The organism is Halobacillus halophilus, from assembly GCF_020171985.1.
Classification (GTDB): domain Bacteria; phylum Bacillota; class Bacilli; order Bacillales; family Halobacillaceae; genus Halobacillus; species Halobacillus halophilus_A.
In genome coordinates this window covers 1-17,220 of record NZ_JAIVAL010000005.1, presented here as the reverse complement: position 1 = coordinate 17,220, position 17,220 = coordinate 1, and the positions used below count along the sequence as shown (strand labels likewise).

Here is a 17,220-nt window from a genome sequence, read left to right as displayed (position 1 = left end):
CGTTTTGTGCTTTTCAGGTTCATATTAAATGTAGAAGGAGGAAGTCAATATGGCTTTTGATTGGGTTCGCGAACGCGAATACGAAGATATTCTGTACGATACATTTGAAGGGATTGCCAAAATAACGATTAATCGTCCAGAGGTTAGGAATGCCTTCCGACCACAGACGGTACATGAACTAATCGATGCTTTTGCTTATGCTCGCGATGACTCTAAAATTGGTGTAATTGTCCTGGCTGGAGCTGGCGATGAGGCTTTTTGCGCCGGAGGCGATCAGAAAGTAAGGGGTCACGGCGGTTACATTGGTGATGACCATATTCCGCGCTTAAACGTACTGGACTTGCAGCGTTTAATCCGCGTTATTCCAAAACCTGTAGTGGCTATGGTATCTGGATATGCAATTGGCGGCGGGCACGTATTACATATTGTATGTGACTTAACCATTGCTGCTGAGAATGCTGTATTTGGTCAGACAGGTCCTAAAGTAGGGAGCTTTGATGCTGGGTACGGTGCAGGTCTGCTGGCTCGTATTGTCGGTCATAAGAAAGCTCGTGAAATATGGTATCTGTGCCGCCAATACAGTGCAAAAGAAGCGGAAGATATGGGACTCGTTAATACAGTAGTACCTGTAGAAGATCTAGAAGCGGAAACAGTCCAATGGGGTAAAGAGATGCTCGAAAAATCTCCAACTGCTCTTCGTTTCCTGAAAGCTTCTTTCAACGCAGATACAGATGGATTAGCTGGGTTGCAGCAAATGGGCGGAGACGCTACGTTGTTGTACTATCAGACGGAAGAAGCAAAAGAGGGCCGGGATGCCTTCAAGGAGAAAAGGAAACCCGAATTCGATAAGTTCCCTCGTTTTCCTTGATCGTATATGTATTTGAATAAGCTTTAGTCGTAAGGGGCATCCCATTCAAAAAGGGAGTGCCCCTTTTTGAATTCGTGGCAAAGGAGAGAGGATCATGGGAGAAAAAATACCGCACTGGTTAGATAAACAAAATGAGTTAAATCCAGATCATATAGCGCTTGAAACTCCTGATGGAACGGTTATGAATTTTAATGAGTTACGGAGAGAAAGCTTGGAAATGGCAGCATCTCTACTGGAAAAAGGCATTAAACCAGGAGACCACGTTGCAATTTTAGCGGAGAATAGCAGCGATTTCCCTGTTTGCATTCATGCATTAAGTTATGTGGGAGCTACCATTGTATTATTAAATATACGGCTTACTCCGAATGAACTTGTTTACCAAGTAAATGATGCTCAAGTTCATTATTTGATAACCGGGGAACAGACCGAAGTAAAAGCGCTTGAAGTACTGGATGAAGCGGAGGCACCTGTGATTCCTGTGTTTAGAATGGATAGAGTGGGCAGGAAGACTGTAACGGATATGTCTTATTTCAGGGAAGAAATTGACTTAGACCAAGTTTTCACAATGATGTACACCTCTGGAACTACTGGGCGTCCTAAAGCTGTTATGCATACCTATGGAAACCATTGGTACAGCGCCATTGCCTCTGCGTTAAACCTGGGTACTGGCGACAAAGATAAGTGGCTCTTATGTTTGCCAATGTTTCATGTTAGTGGATTCTCTATCATGATGAAAAGTGTAATCTATGGCATGACGGTTTACTTAGTGAACAACTTTGACGAAAGTATAATAAATAAAGCCATTATGGAACATGGCGTGACTCATATTTCAGTAGTAACGGTTATGATGCAGCGGTTGATGAACAACTTACAAGAAGGATTTTACCCAGAGCATTTTCGGTGCATGCTGCTAGGTGGAGGTCCTGTTCCAGAGCCGCTTCTTCAGGAATCGGCAGCAAAAGGTATTCCAGTATTTCAAACCTATGGTATGACGGAAACCTCTTCTCAAGTAGCGACCCTTTCGCCTGAAACAGCCAATCAGAAAATAGGTTCAGCGGGAAAGCCATTATCTCTGGCACAACTGTGGATTGATAATAATGACGCCGGTGAAGTTGGTGAGATTATTGTCCAAGGTCCCATGGTTTCTTCGGGTTATTATAACCACCCTTCAAGAGAAGAAACTTTTTTCCGAACTGGAGATCTTGGTTATAAAGACAGTGAAGGGTTTTTGTACGTGGTTGATCGAGTGAAAGATATGATTATTTCAGGAGGAGAAAATGTGTATCCTGCTGAAATTGAAAGTGTGCTGACAGGCTATCCTGGAGTCATTGAAGCTGGAGTAACCGGGATGAAAGATGATAAGTGGGGAGAAGTGCCGGTCGCTTTTCTCGTAGTAGATAATGGAAAAATTAATAAAGAAAACCTAATCCAGTTTTGTAATAAAAGCTTAGCAAAATTTAAAGTGCCTAAGGAATTTTATCAGATAGAACAGCTACCTAGGAATGCTTCTAATAAACTGATGCGCCGCCAACTGTTTTCTGCATTGGAGAAGGAGAGAAATCATGAACATTGACTATTTAAGTCTCCGTTTGGTCGAGTTACCATTACGTTCGCCTTTTCGCACTCACCAGGGTGTTATCAAGAAAAGAATGTTAATCATTGTGGAGATCACGGATCAAGAGGGACGAAAGGGTTACGGAGAAGTAACGGCATTTGCTGAGCCCTTCTATACTTCAGAAACGGTTCAGACCGCTTGGCACATTATTTCCGATTGTATTATCCCAACTATTGATTTTCAGAAGATTATACACCCGTTTGATTTTCCTAATCTGGTAACTGGCATACAGGGGCATCCAATGGCTAAAGCTGGAGTCGAAGGTGCGCTTTGGGATCTTTATGGGAAACAAAACGGTCAAAGTCTGAGCCAAATGATAGGTGGAACTAGAAAACGTGTAAAAGCGGGAGCTGTCATTAGTCTGAGTGACGTTACAGTAGAAGGTATAAAATCGTTAGAAGAGAAAGGGTATGAGCGGTACAAAGTAAAGGTTAATAAAGGCAGGGAGGGGGAAGATATTGAACAAGTTAAGCGGATCTCACCTGATCTGCCTTTGATGATCGATGCGAATGGTGCCTATACGGAGGAAGATATGGATCACATTCAGACTCTTGATGAATATGGGTTAACCATGATTGAACAGCCCTTTAAGGCAGGGGATTTCTACTTACACCAGCAATTACAACAACGCTTAAAAACGCCTCTCTGCCTTGATGAGTCAGTCATGAATTTTCACGATGCTAAGCAGGCAATTCAGCTAGGGAGCTGTCAAGTGATCAACATAAAGATCAGCCGGGTGGGAGGTCTGAGTGCAGCCATTCAAATCCATGACTATTGTGCTCAGGAAAATATCCCTGTCTGGTGCGGAGGGATGGTTGAATCTGGCATTTCGAAAGCCCATAATTTAGCGTTAGCGTCTCTTCCAAACTTCAGCATTCCAGGGGATCTATCCGGATCTGATCGATATTTTGATAAAGATCTCGTTACGCCAGGTATTCAAATGGAAAATGGCGAGATAGAAGTTCCATCGCATCATGGAATCGGCGTAGAGGTTGATGAATCATACTTAGAGAGAGTAACTAAGAAGTCCAAAAGATTCGATTTATAATGAAAACCTTCTCCTGAAATAATTCATAAGAATCAATCAGTGGTTCAAACTAAAAGGGAGGAGGGCGGATAATGAATAAAAATAAGTATTACATTAATGTGGGTACTCAGGAAATTTCCCTAAATCATGATGCCAATAATGACGATTTTGTTGTATATGCTACAGAAGAAGAAATCATTAAACTCAGAGAAATTTTTGATGAAGTATATAACTCTGATATGCGTTCTTTTTTTCGGGCGCACATTCCTGCCATGCCTTACCACCAAGATCAGGACAATGATGATTACGACGTAGGAATGAAATCTGCTTTTCGAATGATTCATGATCTTGGAGATGAGATGACTCGAGAACATATTGAACAAATGAAAATTTTAGAAGATTAAAGAAACCGCTCCTGTTACGGGAGCGGTTCATTGAGCGCCTAGGACTGAAATAAACTTTCCATTCCTTCAATCTTCTTAGCGTTTGATTTAACTTCTTCAGGAACAGAAATGTTACCAACTTCATTGAAATCACTATATTTCCCACTGAAAGTCTGTACCATATGGGTGCTCTCTCCATTTTGATTGACTGTAAAATCCATTTCCATGTCAACAGACGATGGATAATATGTGTCTTTATTCACTACAAACGTGTACTCTACTTTATTCACAGTCATCTGTTTTATTAAATCATCTGGCACTTGTTCTTTGGGCAGCATCTGATTCAACGAATCATTTATAAGGTTCTTAACACTCTCACCTTCCGAATGAAAAGATAGCGTGTAGGTGGATTCCTCTTCTTCCAGTTTAAACTCGTCAGCATAGTCCTTCAAGTTCTCTAATTGGGAAGCCGGATTCTGCTGCTGTGCAGCCATAGCGTTCAGCTGTTTTACTACTTGCTTTGGTGCTTTAAACCATCCCTCTTTTGTAGGCATGGTCATATATAGACCATCTTCTGTGTAGTACTGTTCAATAGTTTGTCCCATCATTTCCACAGATTGATGGAAAGCTATAGGATCCGTCTGCATTTTAGAATCTATGGTAGTAACAATAGGTATACTGCCAGGGACGAGGGAATCTTCACTTCCGTTTTCGTTACCTGTTTCCATGCCAGTATCAATAATTTGTTTGGATTTCACCTTCATAGCAAAGTTCTCAAGATTCTTACTAGCTTCAGCTGCTTTAGAATAAATGTCCTCCACCTTTTCTCCTTCTGAACTCGCACAGCCGCTAATTAAAATAAAAGCCGTCAGGGTACTTATAAGGATAAATAGTTTCGATTTCAAGAAAGATCCTCCCTTTCTGAAAAGTATTTATATTTTATACGTAATAAGGTCTACATGGTTTCAAAATATCCAAAAAAATCCTTTTGTGTTTATTGATTCGTCATAAAAGGAAGAAATAAAAAAAGAACCTAACGTTTTGGTTCTGAGTAGTTTGTATTTATAAATCCTTATGGTACGATTTAGAAAGGTGAAGGATTGTTCGAATAAAGAAAGTACCCACATCAAGTATTAAAGGCAGTTGATCTAGCATGAAAACATTTAACGACTTTTATCAAAACCCAGTTCGATTATCCTTTGAGGATCATCCTTTCTCTAAATCTCCGAAACATGTATGGGTCATATGCCGGTACAATAACCAATGGTTACTTACCCAGCACAAGGACAGAGGGTTTGAGTTTCCTGGCGGAAAGGTTGAGGAAGGGGAAACAGCAGAAGAAGCGGCTGTTCGTGAGGTGATGGAAGAAACAGGAGGTTGCGTCGAAGATTTACAATATGTAGGTCAGTATCATGTAGAGGGAAAAGGCGGCACAGTGATTAAGAATGTGTACGTTGCTGTGATAGGCGACTTAAGTAAGCAGGAGCATTACTTTGAAACACATGGTCCTGTTATTTTTCAACATCTTCCTAAGAATTTGAAAACAAACGAACGCTTTAGTTTCATGATGAAAGATGAGGTTCTTCCTTTATGCTTACATAGAATTAAAGATCATCATGAAAAAAATTAAAAAAGACGTCCGGTATTAACCCCGGACGTCTTTTTTACTATTTTCTGTGATAAGAAGGGCCTGCCTGCTTAATCTCTTCCGTAGCATAGGAAAATTTCTTGAAATTTTCATGGAATTTATCTGCAAGATCTTGTGCATTCCGATCATATTCTTCAGGGTTATCCCATGTTTTTCGAGGAATCAATACTTCGTCGGGAACGCCAGGGCAATGCATAGGAATGTTGAGTCCAAAGAATGGATCAGTATATGTCTCTACAGAATTTAACTCTCCTTCTAGTGCTGCATGAATCATAGCACGCGTATAAGATAATTTCATTCGGGAGCCTTTTCCGTACCGTCCACCTGTCCATCCAGTGTTAACTAAATAAACATCAGCATTAAACTGTTCAATCTTTTCTCCAAGCATTTCAGCATAGGTAGAAGGCGGCAAAGGTAGAAAAGGTGATCCGAAACAGGCTGAGAAGGTAGCTTGAGGTTCGGTGATTCCGCGCTCGGTACCTGCAAGCTTACTCGTGTAACCACTCAAGAAATGATACATCGCCTGCTCTCTGGTTAATTTACTGATGGGAGGCAGTACACCTGTAGCATCCGCAGTAAGAAAGATGATAGCATGTGGATGCCCCGCAATGCTAGGCTCTACGATGTTATCTATATGGTGAATCGGGTAAGCTGCTCTTGTATTTTCTGTCAGGCTTACGTCATCGTAGTCTGGGGTATGTGATTCACTGTCGAGAGCTACGTTTTCAAGAACCGAACCGAAGTGGATCGCATTGAATATCTGGGGCTCTTTATCTTGAGATAAGTTAATACATTTTGCATAACAACCGCCCTCTATATTAAAGATTCCATAATTAGACCATGCGTGTTCATCGTCCCCGATTAATTTTCGATGAGGATCAGCGGACAGTGTGGTCTTGCCTGTGCCGGATAAACCAAAAAACAGAGCTACATCTCCCTCTTTTCCGATGTTTGCAGAACAATGCATAGGAAGCACGTCTTTTTGAGGCAATAAGTAGTTCATGACTGAAAAAATTGATTTTTTAATTTCGCCTGCATACTCCGTTCCGCCAATGAGTACTACACGGTGCTTAAAAGAAATCATAATAAAGGCTTCTGAGTTGGTTCCATCCACTTCGGGGTCCGCCTTAAAAGTTGGTGCAGAAATAACCGTGAATTCTGCCTCATGGTTTTTCTCTTCTTCTTCGTCTGGTCTAATAAACATTTGGTGGGCGAATAAGTTATGCCATGCAAACTCGTTAATAACTTGAATCGGAAGGCGGAACTTTTCATCTGCCCCTGCGTATCCTTTAAAAACAAATAAATCATTGCGATGTTTCAAGTAATCCAGTACTTTATGATAAAGGTTCACAAAAACTTTGTCTTCAATAGGTTGATTTACTTTGCCCCAGTCCACCAATTGGTTAGACTGGTCATCCTTGACAATAAATTTGTCGTTGGGAGACCTTCCCGTATAAGCACCAGTTGTTGCCTGGATGGCACCTTTATTTGTCAATGTTCCTTCGTTGCGATCCAGAACCCTTTCCACTAGCTGAGGGACCGATAATTGATGGTGGACATGGTCTTGGGCTAATAAAAGATTCAATTCTGACATTTGATTAATGGCACTCATATGTGTCTACCCGCCTTTATAAGAGAATTTTAATCCAAGCTATGTGTTAATCTGAACATTAGTATAACACAATCGTTTTATTATTCCATACTAATAATGAAAATGCTTTCAAGAATTTTTTATGATTGTCAGGTTAAATCTTAAAGTTAATTTTTGCAAGCTGGATGACTTAAAGAAAGCACGATATTTATTAGAGATTCAGCAATGCTGAGGCCATGGAAAGTATTCGTTTTTTGTATCCGAATCCAATCATTACAAAACGGAAATAGGTGAATATCGGAAACCGTTTAGGATAGAAGTTCACTCGTATTCAAGTCCGTTTATTTCTAATGAGTGAAGAGTGGTGAATAATTTCTTCCTTTAGTATGGAGGAAAGTAAGAAATGAGAACTTGAAAAGTCATATGAATTATACTATGTAGGAATAGGCAGAAGGTTTATTATTCTCACCAAAAAATCCTCGAGACCATTACAATGGGAGATCAGATATGGAAACGAGGGGGATAAATCATTGAAATCGCCATTCCTCACGGCATTAGTGCATTAATTGACATTAAAGAACGTTTTCGATACGATATCTTAGAACGGAAACTCTCTTATCCAGAGTAGGTGGAGGGACAGGCCCTTTGAAGCCCAGCAACCGTCATGTAAAATATGACATGGTGCTAACCTGAAGCAAGGACGAATACTCCTTGGACGATAAGAGCGAAAGGAAGCAGCCCCCTTTCCTCGAGTCAGGAAGGGTTTTTTCTATTTTTAGGCAATATCTATACCAACTGATATGCCGATTGCTATTCCAAATTGCTTGCACCTTAGGTTGTGACATCCATAAGAAAAGAACATAGATTAAGACTATGAGAAAGTTTCTACACATACTGGTAAAGAGTTCCGTCTAATACTTTGTACTTACAGAAGGAGGAGTTTTTCAGAATGCCAGCCAATCGCCGGTTATTCACATCAGAATCTGTTACAGAAGGTCACCCGGACAAGATTTGTGACCAGATTTCTGATGCTATATTAGATGAAATTTTAAAAAATGATCCAAATGCACGAGTTGCATGTGAGACAACGGTAACAACGGGACTAGTACTTGTTTCAGGAGAAATCAGTACCAATACGTATGTTGATATTCCAGCCATTGTTCGAAAAACTATTAAGGAAATTGGATATACAAGAGCCAAATTTGGATTTGACGCTGATACATGTGCTGTATTAACAGCCATTGATGAGCAATCACCTGACATTGCCGGTGGCGTAGATGTTGCCTATGAATCCAGAGAAGGGCAAATGAGTGATGATGAAATAGAAGCTATAGGAGCCGGGGACCAGGGCCTCATGTTTGGATTTGCTAATAATGAAACCAAAGAACTGATGCCGTTACCGATTTCGTTAGCTCATAAACTTTCCAAAAGGTTATCAGATGTACGTAATGACGGAACGTTGGAATATCTTCGACCAGATGGAAAAACGCAAGTAACGATTGAATACGACGTTAATGATCAACCTGTTCGTGTGGATACAATCGTTATATCAACCCAGCATGCAGAAGAGATTACACTTGAACAAATAAAAAAAGACTTAAAAGAACAAGTTATAGATCCGGTCGTCCCTTCTCATCTAATTGATGACAGTACCAAATACTTCATTAACCCTACAGGCCGCTTCGTTATTGGAGGTCCTCAAGGTGATGCCGGATTAACTGGAAGAAAGATCATTGTAGATACTTATGGAGGCTATGCGCGTCATGGGGGCGGGGCGTTCAGTGGCAAAGATGCCACTAAGGTGGACCGTTCTGCGGCTTATGCGGCCAGATATGTAGCCAAAAATATTGTAGCCGCTGGTCTTGCTGATACTGTTGAAGTGCAATTAGCTTATGCTATCGGAGTAGCCCAGCCAGTATCCATTTCTATAAATACGTTTGATACAGGTAAAATTGCTGAAGAAGACCTCGTGGCAGCTGTAAGAGAATTGTTTGATCTCCGCCCCGCAGGCATTATTAAAATGCTCGATTTACGCAGACCCATTTACAGGCAAACAGCTGCCTATGGTCACTTTGGCCGTACAGATGTAGAATTCCCTTGGGAGAGAACAGATAAGGCAGAGGAGTTAAAACAGCGTTTCAGTTAACAAACTTCTCATATATTAAAAAGGGAACTTCCTCAAAGAGGAAGTTCCCTTTTCTATAGGAATATAGATACGATGTACGTTAGGTTAATTAGCCTTGTAACCCTTTGTAATATTGCCCTTTCTCTACATAACTGGTTCGGATTCGATTCATTTCTTTCAGGTCCTCTTCGGTCAGTTCACGTACGACTTTAGCTGGCCGGCCGAAAGCAAGGGTGTTCGGAGGGATCACTTTACCTGGTGGGACAAGACTGCCGGCGCCAATAAAAGCCTGTTCTCCTATTTCAGCTCCGTCAAGGATTAAGGACCCCATACCTATTAAAGCATTTTTCTTAATGTGCGGAGAGTGAAGGGTAACCTGGTGCCCAACCGTAACGCCGTCCTCAATCACTAAAGGAAGACCTGGACTTTGATGAAGTAGACTAAGATCCTGAATGTTCACATTGCTGCCAATATGTACAGATGATACATCTCCACGAATGACTGTTTTAAACCAAATACTTGAGTAAGCACCAATTGTTACATCCCCAGTAATGACAGTATCTTCAGCAATATAAGCCGTATCAGCAATCCTGGGTTCTTTTCCTTTATATTCGCAAATCATACTAAACCCCCTTATAATATGGTTATATTAAGTATAGCAAAGTGATAGGAGCCGTGTAGAAGTGAAACGATTAAACTCCAATCAAAATTTAGCAACCATTATTATTGTGCATGGAGCTTTTGAACACGCCGGACGTTATCGTTCATTGGCTGAAAGCTTTCAGAAAGCTGGATATAATGTTATTTATGGTGATCTGCCAGGCCAGGGTCTGGCAGAAGGAAAGAAAGGTCATATAAAGAAATTCGAAACCTACATAGATACAGTTCGTCAATGGCTGCAACAAGCAGATTCTTCTCGTCCTGTATTTTTATTGGGACATAGTATGGGAGGAACGGTTGTAATGCGGGTTATGCAGGAATTAAAACCGTCAGTAAATGGAGTGATTCTCTCGTCGCCTGCTGCAGGTATACTGAACGGAGCCAGCAAGTCTCTCGAAGCGGTCACTTACGTACTAAATAAGGTTTGGCCGTCCGTACTCGTAAAAGCTCCTTTTAAACCGGAGTATGTAACCCGCAATCCAGAGATTATTGCCAAAGATAAACAGGATTCTCTTATTATAGAGAAGGTCTCTATTCGATGGTATAAGGAATTTCGAAAAGCGATTAAGAAGTCATTTTCAGAAGTTGAAGAGTTTCCGGATGTGCCTTTGTTAGTTATGCAGGCAGGTGAGGATTATATGGTAGATCCTGAGAAAACTAAAGAGTGGTTTCATAAAGTCGGATGTAAGGAGAAAACCTATAAAGAATGGCCGGGTTTCTATCATGAAATATTTAATGAACCTGAGCAGGAGTACGTCTACAATTTTGCTTTGAATTTTATCCATTTTCAAGTAAAGCAAGCAGGTAAGGAGGAGTCGTTGTGACAGCCCAAGTACCACAAAATGCTGTTCATTTAATGTTTCGTGTTTATAAGGAGGTTTTTCCTGAAGTCCATAAGGAATTAAATTATTGGACCGAACGGGCTAAGAAAATTCCTAATAAAGAGTTAAGAACCCAGGCGATATCTAGTATCGAAGATAAGACCTTCCATTGTGAAGGAGGTTCTATTTACTCCATGCTTGCTGGGCCACAGTGGAAAGAGTCCATTCGCTTTATAGTTGCTTACCAGACCATTAGTGACTATCTAGATAATTTGTGTGATCGCAGTACCTCTATGGATCCAGTTGATTTTCGCATGCTTCATCAATCGATGGCAGATGCTTTGTCTCCGGAAAATGAAGTCAAGGATTATTATCACTATCGTGATGATAAAGATGATGGAAATTATTTAAGGGATCTTGTACATACCTGCCAGAATGTACTCAAGGCCTCTTCGGATTATCCCCTTGTGCAGAAACATACGTTAAAACTAGGGTCATTATATACTGATCTGCAAGTACATAAACACGTGATTGAAGAGGAAAGAATACCACGTCTTAAAAGTTGGTTTAAGGACCATCAATCTGAGTGGCCTCATTTAGAGTGGTATGAGTTTTCAGCTTGCACAGGCTCTACTTTAGGAATCTTCTGCCTGGTGTCTTATATGCTTAACGGTCGTATGGATGAATCGCTGGCAGCACAAGTGGAGAGAAGTTACTTCCCGTTTATGCAGGGGCTTCATATACTGCTGGATTACTACATTGATCAGAGAGAAGACGAAGAAGAAGGAGATTTAAATTTCTGCTCTTATTATGCACATGAAGAACAGATGAAGCATCGGTTTGAGTATTTTGTCCGGCAAACTCATGAAGAAGTACAAGAACTTCCTGACACAGCGTTTCATCAAATGATTCATGAAGGGCTGGTAGGCATGTACCTGGCTGACCGTAAAGTCGGAAAGCTTGATAATGCAAAAAGCTTTGTTAAAGATCTGCTAAAAGTAAGTGGCCGTAAAGCAAAATTCTTTTACTATAATACAAAAATGTACCATAAATTAAAGCCTGGTCGTCCATTGTAGGACCCAGGCTAAGTTTTTTCTATTGCTATAATAAAGGGCGGCGTATTTCTCTGATTGATGAAACCGTATTGCAGCACCCTGAATGATTTTTGATCTAAAGATGATACATACTCTGTTAAAGCATCTTTTTCTTCTTTTCCTCCTGCATGTCCATAATAAATGACTAGAACAATCATTCCTCCCTGTGGTAAGAAGGAAAGGAGCTGTTCTATGGAGGATATTGTCTCTGCAGGTTTAGTTACAATAGTTTTATCACTTCCTGGCAAATAGCCTAAGTTAAAAATGGCTCCTTTAATTTGTGATTGATGGACCGGAGAAATATACTTAGTTAATTGTGAGTGAGAGTCCTGAACGAGAGTGACCCGCTCCTCTACTAGATGTTTTTTTAACCGTTCCTCGGTTTTAGTGATCGCTTGTTCTTGGACGTCGAATCCGTATACATGTCCTTTTTCCCCTACTAGACCGGTGAGAAATAACGTGTCGTGACCATTACCACATGTAGCATCAACGGCAATGTCACCGTCTGTAATAACATTTTCCATTAAAGAGTGGGCATAGTGCAGAATTGGCTGCAAAGTCATTGGTTTTAATAACTCCTTTTATTTTGGTTAAGGCAAAGATTATTGTAGCATGGGTGGCGTTTAAATTATAATTCCTAATCATCTCATCATTAAATTGGCTGTTTTGGGAAGAAAAATCCGTACATGTGAATTATATGATAAGTTTTTTGCAAAATTATTATCATGTAATGTATGCAAAGTTTCATTTACACCATTAGGTGGTATCTGCCTGGCTATTATGGCAGAGCAGTAAGTTTAGGAGAGGTATAAAAAAAACTGCATCAATGAAGATGCAGTTTAAAAGAGAACACGATTACTTAACTTTTGATTTACTGCTGCGATTTTGAAGCTTATTTACAGCTTTACGTGCATAACTCTTGGTTTTTTGTGGATTTCGCTTGGCATAATTCGCAGCTTTACGGACTAAATTCTTCATGGATACGACCTCCTTATAGGATTCCTTATTGCTTTGTTTACCTTATATCATCTAACTATAAACATAGGCTTGATAAACTTGACAAAGAGTTTTGGTTTCATTAAGATACGATTATATACTTAATGACGTAGAAGAGGAGTAGTAGTGAAAAATCAAGCTTATAGAGAGGCAGTGGCTGGTGAAAGCTGTCCTTGATTATTACGAACTCGCCTCGGATGTCGCAGAAGTGAACATTAATGGTAGCTTTTTGCCGGTGAATCGCCGTTATCGATACACGAGTGAACGTTTAAATAACGTTAATTTGGGTGGTACCGCGGGAATCAAGCCTCTCGTCCCATATAGGGATGAGGGGCTTTTTGTATTTTGATAGGAACATGAGGAGGAAAAGAAATGGCTTTTGATCATAAGAAAATAGAAAAGAAGTGGCAGAAATACTGGCTTGATCAAAAAACGTTTAAGACGGACAGCGAGTCAGATAAGAAGAAATTTTATGCATTGGATATGTTCCCGTACCCTTCTGGAGCAGGCTTGCATGTAGGACATCCAGAAGGATATACGGCGACAGATATCCTTTCAAGAATGAAGCGGATGCAGGGGTATGAAGTTTTGCATCCAATCGGTTGGGATGCCTTTGGACTGCCAGCAGAACAGTATGCGCTCGATACAGGGAACGATCCAGAGGAATTCACCGCTCAAAATATTCAGACTTTCCGCCGTCAAATTCAGGAGCTTGGTTTCTCCTATGACTGGGATCGGGAAGTAAACACGACTGATCCTGATTATTACAAGTGGACGCAATGGATCTTTCTAAAATTATATGAAAAAGGGTTAGCTTATATAGATGAAGTTGCTGTGAACTGGTGCCCTGCACTAGGAACGGTACTCGCTAACGAAGAAGTTATTGACGGTAAGAGTGAGCGAGGGGATCATCCCGTTGAACGCAGACCTATGAAACAGTGGATGTTGAAGATCACGGCATATGCTGACCGTCTGCTTGATGATCTGGAAGATTTAGATTGGCCTGAAAGTATTAAGGATATGCAGCGCAATTGGATAGGAAAATCAGAAGGCGCCGAAGTAACCTTCCAAATCGAAGAAGATAAAGGGACATTTGATGTATTTACGACTCGTCCAGATACCTTATTCGGTGCTACTTATGCTGTGCTTGCTCCCGAGCACCCGCTCGTGGAACAAATCGTTTCACATGACCAACAGGAAGCAGTTCAAACATATGTAGAAAGAGCTATGAATAAAAGTGATCTGGAACGCACGGATTTAGCTAAAGACAAGTCCGGAGTATTCACTGGTTCCTATGCAATTAATCCTATTAATGGAGAGAAACTTCCAATCTGGGTAGCTGATTATGTTTTAATGAGCTATGGAAGCGGAGCGATAATGGCAGTTCCTGCCCACGATGAACGGGACTATGAGTTCGCTCAGAAATTTGATCTGCCTATTGTGCCAGTTGTGGACGGCGGTAATGTGAAAGAAGAAGCATATACTGGTGATGGTAAACACATCAATTCAGATTTTCTAAATGGTCTGGATAAGGAAGAAGCAATAGATAAATCGATTCAATGGTTGGAAAATAAGGGTCACGGTAAAAAACAGACCACCTATCGATTGCGTGACTGGCTGTTCAGCAGGCAGCGTTACTGGGGAGAACCTATACCAATTATCCATTGGGAAGATGGTTCCGTTACTCCGGTTCCTGAGACGGAATTACCAGTAGAGCTTCCAAAAACGACCGAAATTAAGCCGTCTGGTACCGGCGAGTCTCCGCTTGCCAATATCGCGGAATGGGTAAATGTGGTTGATCCGGAGACAGGAATGAAGGGACGGCGTGAAACAAATACCATGCCGCAATGGGCCGGCAGTTGCTGGTATTACCTTAGATATATTGATGCGCACAATGAACAGGAGCTCGGGGATTATGAAAAACTTAAAAAATGGCTCCCTGTCGATGTATATATTGGCGGCGCGGAACATGCTGTGCTTCATTTATTATACGCTCGTTTCTGGCATAAAGTTCTCTACGATGCAGGGGTAGTACCAACGAAAGAACCTTTCCAAAAACTTTTCAATCAGGGAATGATCCTTGGTGAAAACAATGAAAAAATGAGCAAATCTAAAGGCAACGTAGTGAATCCGGATGATATTGTTCATACTCATGGAGCGGACACCTTAAGACTTTATGAAATGTTTATGGGACCATTAGACGCATCTGTAGCCTGGTCTACGAACGGTCTTGACGGTGCACGTCGTTTTCTTGATCGTGTATTCAGATTATTCGTCGTGGACGGTGAACTCTCAGATTCAATTAAGCAGGACGTTACGGAAGATAAGCTTGAGAAGGTGTATCACGAAACGGTTAAAAAAGTTACCGAAAACTTTGAAGCGCTTCGTTTCAATACGGGGATCTCTCAAATGATGGTATTTATCAATGAAGGTTATAAAGTAGAAGAACTTCCAAAATCTTATGTAGAAGGATTCGTTAAGCTTCTTTCTCCGGTAGCTCCTCATTTGACAGAGGAGTTATGGGAAAAGCTTGGACATCCAGAAACGATTACGTATCAGCAATGGCCATCTTTCGATGAAGAAAAGCTCGTAGAAGATGAAGTGGAAATTGTTGTACAAGTAATGGGTAAAGTAAGGGCTAAAATGATGGTTAATCAAGAGGCTTCTGCAGAAGATTTAGAAAAACAGGCGTTAGAAAATGAAAATGTCCAACAGTGGCTTGAAGGAAAGACCGTAAGAAAAGTAATAGCCGTACCAGGTAAACTTGTAAATATCGTAGCGAATTAATGAATATAAAAGCCGCCTTCAAATTGTCTGGAGGCGGCTTTTATATGTCTTGACTGGGGTCAATTCAATCTCTTGACTTTGAAGGTTTTTTTAATAGAATGAATCTTGTAAGAAGATTTGAAGGAGGAGAAGTTATGAGCCAAATTGATGAAGTTACACCTCAAGAAGTAGATACGATGATATCACAGGATAAACTGCTGACAATAATAGATGTAAGAGAAAATGAGGAAGTAGCTCAGGGTATGGTTCCGACAGCAAAGCATATTCCTCTGGGGAGCATTCCTTATGAAATTGATCAATACCCTAAAGATAAAGAGTATATTCTTGTTTGCAGGTCGGGGAGTCGAAGCATGAACGCGGCCGAATTCATGAAAGAAAAAGGGTTTCCTAATGTGAAAAACATGCAAGGCGGCATGCTGAAGTGGACGGGTGAACTAGTTTTTTAATTAGAAAGGGTTAGAATTATGACTTTATTCTATATGACCATATTAATTATAGCAGGCTTATTCCTGTACAATGCTTACCAAAAAACAGCTTTAAAACCGTATAATCAATCCAATCTCTCGGGCGCTGATCTTTGTGTAATTGATATACGGGATTATATTTCAGCTTACCGGTCCCCTTACCCTGGGGCAGAAAATATCCCTTTGAGTTATTTATCCCGGACTATAAAAGAGAGATTCGACTGCCCTGAGGAAATTTTAGTAGTATCAGATGATAAACGAGGTGCTAAACTAGCAGCGAAGATTATCCGGAAAAAGAGACAGCAATCCATTTATTATATAAAATCTTAAAAAAGCGCTCCTGCTGCATGGAATATTCTGTGGAGGAGTGCTTTTTAACATCTGCGTTTAGGGGTTTTAACTTTAAACCTAAGCATTTCGATTAAAGAACTATAAAAAAAGAAGACAAACTGTTGACTTTTATTTGTCAGCAATGTATAGTAGTTAACGTTGCTTATTTGAGAGCAACTTTGCAAAAGCAAAACGAAAACTTTATTCAACAAATTCTATTAAATGTATTGACAGTTTCTAACACATTATGCTAGAATTTGATTACTGTCGGTGAGGCAGTATTTGATCTTTGAAAACTGAACGAACCAACCAGTACGTCAAGATATTCTTTCAATATAGAAGGAATTCAAACAAGCACATTCGGTGTGCAAAGAGCTAATCAATCTCAACTTTTATGGAGAGTTTGATCCTGGCTCAGGACGAACGCTGGCGGCGTGCCTAATACATGCAAGTCGAGCGCGGGAAGCAAGCGGATCCCCTTCGGGGGTGAAGCTTGTGGAACGAGCGGCGGACGGGTGAGTAACACGTGGGCAACCTGCCTGTAAGACCGGAATAACCCCGGGAAACCGGGGCTAATGCCGGGTAACACCTACCTTCGCATGAAGGAAGGTTAAAAGATGGCTTCTCGCTATCACTTACAGATGGGCCCGCGGCGCATTAGCTAGTTGGTGAGGTAACAGCTCACCAAGGCAACGATGCGTAGCCGACCTGAGAGGGTGATCGGCCACACTGGGACTGAGACACGGCCCAGACTCCTACGGGAGGCAGCAGTAGGGAATCTTCCGCAATGGACGAAAGTCTGACGGAGCAA

16 protein-coding genes, 1 rRNA gene, 1 riboswitch and 1 other annotated feature are annotated in these 17,220 nt (G+C 40.9%); of the genes, 12 read left to right on the top strand and 5 right to left on the bottom strand.

The features are described 5' to 3' along the window. Positions 1-49: 49 nt before the first annotated feature. From menB to LCM11_RS09910, 4 genes are all read left to right on the top strand, one after another. On the top strand, positions 50-868 hold the full coding sequence (gene menB / locus LCM11_RS09925) for a 1,4-dihydroxy-2-naphthoyl-CoA synthase (RefSeq protein ID WP_014644093.1): 819 nt from the start codon (positions 50-52) through the stop codon (positions 866-868). 94 nt (positions 869-962) lie between these two features. Continuing rightward, positions 963-2,441 (top strand): o-succinylbenzoate--CoA ligase, encoded by a 1,479-nt coding sequence (locus LCM11_RS09920; RefSeq protein ID WP_224894091.1) that lies wholly within the window; start codon positions 963-965, stop codon positions 2,439-2,441. After that, the gene (gene menC, locus LCM11_RS09915) at positions 2,431-3,531 is read left to right on the top strand and encodes an o-succinylbenzoate synthase (protein ID WP_224894090.1); all 1,101 of its coding nucleotides are present in this window, start codon (positions 2,431-2,433) and stop codon (positions 3,529-3,531) included. The genes LCM11_RS09920 and menC overlap by 11 nt, the downstream gene beginning before the upstream one ends. 71 nt (positions 3,532-3,602) lie before the next feature. Then, positions 3,603-3,914, top strand: a complete 312-nt coding sequence (locus tag LCM11_RS09910) for a hydrolase (protein WP_224894089.1) — start codon at positions 3,603-3,605, stop codon at positions 3,912-3,914. A gap of 38 nt (positions 3,915-3,952) precedes the next feature. Here LCM11_RS09910 and LCM11_RS09905 read toward each other — a convergent pair whose 3' ends face one another. Continuing rightward, positions 3,953-4,798, bottom strand: coding sequence for a DUF6612 family protein (locus LCM11_RS09905; protein ID WP_224894088.1), 846 nt, complete (start codon positions 4,796-4,798; stop codon positions 3,953-3,955). Positions 4,799-5,046: 248 nt separating this feature from the next. Here LCM11_RS09905 and ytkD point away from each other — a divergent pair, with 248 nt between their 5' ends. Further along, positions 5,047-5,523, top strand: coding sequence for an RNA deprotection pyrophosphohydrolase (gene ytkD, locus LCM11_RS09900; protein ID WP_224894087.1), 477 nt, complete (start codon positions 5,047-5,049; stop codon positions 5,521-5,523). Between the two features lie 37 nt (positions 5,524-5,560). Here ytkD and pckA read toward each other — a convergent pair whose 3' ends face one another. After that, positions 5,561-7,153 carry a phosphoenolpyruvate carboxykinase (ATP) gene (gene pckA / locus LCM11_RS09895; RefSeq protein ID WP_224894086.1) on the bottom strand — a complete coding sequence of 531 codons (1,593 nt, stop codon included), beginning with the start codon at positions 7,151-7,153 and terminating at the stop codon, positions 5,561-5,563. A gap of 591 nt (positions 7,154-7,744) precedes the next feature. After that, a riboswitch (SAM riboswitch) is annotated at positions 7,745-7,857 on the top strand. Positions 7,858-8,081: 224 nt separating this feature from the next. Between pckA and metK the strand changes: the two genes are divergently transcribed. Continuing rightward, complete coding sequence (gene metK, locus LCM11_RS09890; RefSeq protein ID WP_224894085.1) at positions 8,082-9,278, top strand: methionine adenosyltransferase; 1,197 nt, start codon at positions 8,082-8,084, stop codon at positions 9,276-9,278. An 88-nt stretch (positions 9,279-9,366) separates the two neighbouring features. Here metK and LCM11_RS09885 read toward each other — a convergent pair whose 3' ends face one another. Continuing rightward, positions 9,367-9,879, bottom strand: a complete 513-nt coding sequence (locus LCM11_RS09885) for a gamma carbonic anhydrase family protein (protein ID WP_224894084.1) — start codon at positions 9,877-9,879, stop codon at positions 9,367-9,369. Positions 9,880-9,940: 61 nt separating this feature from the next. Between LCM11_RS09885 and LCM11_RS09880 the strand changes: the two genes are divergently transcribed. Beyond that, the gene (locus tag LCM11_RS09880; RefSeq protein ID WP_224894083.1) at positions 9,941-10,741 is read left to right on the top strand and encodes an alpha/beta hydrolase; all 801 of its coding nucleotides are present in this window, start codon (positions 9,941-9,943) and stop codon (positions 10,739-10,741) included. Then, the gene (locus tag LCM11_RS09875) at positions 10,738-11,814 is read left to right on the top strand and encodes a tetraprenyl-beta-curcumene synthase family protein (RefSeq protein ID WP_318246148.1); all 1,077 of its coding nucleotides are present in this window, start codon (positions 10,738-10,740) and stop codon (positions 11,812-11,814) included. The genes LCM11_RS09880 and LCM11_RS09875 overlap by 4 nt, the downstream gene beginning before the upstream one ends. Positions 11,815-11,822: 8 nt before the next feature. Here LCM11_RS09875 and LCM11_RS09870 read toward each other — a convergent pair whose 3' ends face one another. Both LCM11_RS09870 and LCM11_RS20390 read right to left on the bottom strand, forming a co-directional pair. After that, positions 11,823-12,395 carry a tRNA (mnm(5)s(2)U34)-methyltransferase gene (locus LCM11_RS09870; protein WP_224894082.1) on the bottom strand — a complete coding sequence of 191 codons (573 nt, stop codon included), beginning with the start codon at positions 12,393-12,395 and terminating at the stop codon, positions 11,823-11,825. A 292-nt stretch (positions 12,396-12,687) separates the two neighbouring features. After that, positions 12,688-12,810, bottom strand: a complete 123-nt coding sequence (locus tag LCM11_RS20390; RefSeq protein WP_014644080.1) for a hypothetical protein — start codon at positions 12,808-12,810, stop codon at positions 12,688-12,690. A 119-nt stretch (positions 12,811-12,929) separates the two neighbouring features. Next, positions 12,930-13,150: a binding site (T-box leader), on the top strand. 50 nt (positions 13,151-13,200) lie between these two features. On the opposite strand from LCM11_RS20390, the gene leuS reads away from it, so the two are divergent. The 4 genes from leuS to LCM11_RS09850 all read left to right on the top strand — a co-directional run. Further along, a complete protein-coding gene (leuS, locus tag LCM11_RS09865; protein ID WP_224894081.1) occupies positions 13,201-15,615 on the top strand; it encodes a leucine--tRNA ligase in 2,415 nt (804 codons plus the stop codon). Positions 15,616-15,749: 134 nt separating this feature from the next. Continuing rightward, positions 15,750-16,061, top strand: coding sequence for a rhodanese-like domain-containing protein (locus LCM11_RS09860; RefSeq protein ID WP_224894080.1), 312 nt, complete (start codon positions 15,750-15,752; stop codon positions 16,059-16,061). Between the two features lie 18 nt (positions 16,062-16,079). Further along, a complete protein-coding gene (locus tag LCM11_RS09855) occupies positions 16,080-16,409 on the top strand; it encodes a rhodanese-like domain-containing protein (protein ID WP_224894079.1) in 330 nt (109 codons plus the stop codon). Between the two features lie 391 nt (positions 16,410-16,800). Beyond that, positions 16,801-17,220 (top strand): 16S ribosomal RNA (locus LCM11_RS09850); the annotation flags it as partial.